The 264-nt window shown below is 61.4% G+C and carries 1 protein-coding gene; it reads right to left on the reverse strand.

Annotated elements, in window-relative coordinates; genetic code table 11:
* On the reverse strand, positions 1-220 hold a 220-nt coding region (locus tag SB786_RS36580), incomplete at its 3' end, for a Wzz/FepE/Etk N-terminal domain-containing protein (protein ID WP_410731630.1).
* Positions 221-264: the final 44 nt, after the last annotated feature.

Here is a 264-nt window from a genome sequence, read left to right on the forward strand (position 1 = left end):
TCGGATTTTCCTCCACCTGGATCAGCATGTCCGATTCATACACCGGCGCCGCCAGCAGCGCATACACGCAGCCGACGAGCGTGCACAGCACGGTCGCGACCAGGATCGTCTTGCGGCCGGCATAGAGCGTATCGAGCAGATTGCCCATGTGTCCGCTTTCGGGCGCGACCGGCATCATCGAGTCGGCCGGCCCCTCAAGCAAATATTCGCGCTGATTCATTTTTATCCTCTCCGTGACGAAGGCGCCGAAAGGCGCGCTTCGCG

The sequence above is a fragment of the Burkholderia sp. SIMBA_062 genome, from assembly GCF_046534765.1.
GTDB classification, from domain to species: domain Bacteria; phylum Pseudomonadota; class Gammaproteobacteria; order Burkholderiales; family Burkholderiaceae; genus Burkholderia; species Burkholderia ambifaria.